Genomic DNA, 476 nt, shown 5'->3' on the forward strand with positions numbered 1-476 from the left:
ATATCAGTAAGCAAGTCGCTTTGCTTGAAGACTCTATAGGCATCAAGCTGGTGCAAAGGACAACACGAAGCTTAACGCTCACTGAAGCGGGAGACGTGTTCTATCAACATTGTGAGCAGCTGTTTAACACGGTGAAAGCAGCTCAGATGGATATGGACAGCCAGCGCGATGATATCTCTGGAATACTACGCGTCGGTTTGTCGCAGTCATTTGGCACACTCCATATCATTCCGGCGATTGATCAACTCAGACAGCTTTATCCTCAGTTGAGAATCGAGGTCCACTTGTTCGACTATAAGGTGGACATGATTGAAGAGCGCTTGGATCTCTGGATCACCAACAATGAAGATTTGCCTGAAGGTTACATTGCGCAGCGATTAGCCGACAGTCAGTTTGTGGTGGCTGCGTCACCGGATTATCTGATTAAGGCTGGGACGCCACATGTACCTTCCGATTTGATTGACCATAACTGTCTT

Annotated in this window: 1 protein-coding gene; it reads left to right on the top strand. The window is 47.3% G+C overall.

What is annotated here, in order from left to right; all coding sequences use genetic code 11:
- A partial coding sequence (locus AB4486_RS26930) for a LysR family transcriptional regulator (protein WP_372119839.1) occupies window positions 1–476 on the top strand: 476 nt, incomplete at both ends.

This window comes from Vibrio sp. 10N.222.55.C6 (assembly GCF_041473395.1).
GTDB lineage: Bacteria > Pseudomonadota > Gammaproteobacteria > Enterobacterales > Vibrionaceae > Vibrio > Vibrio crassostreae_C.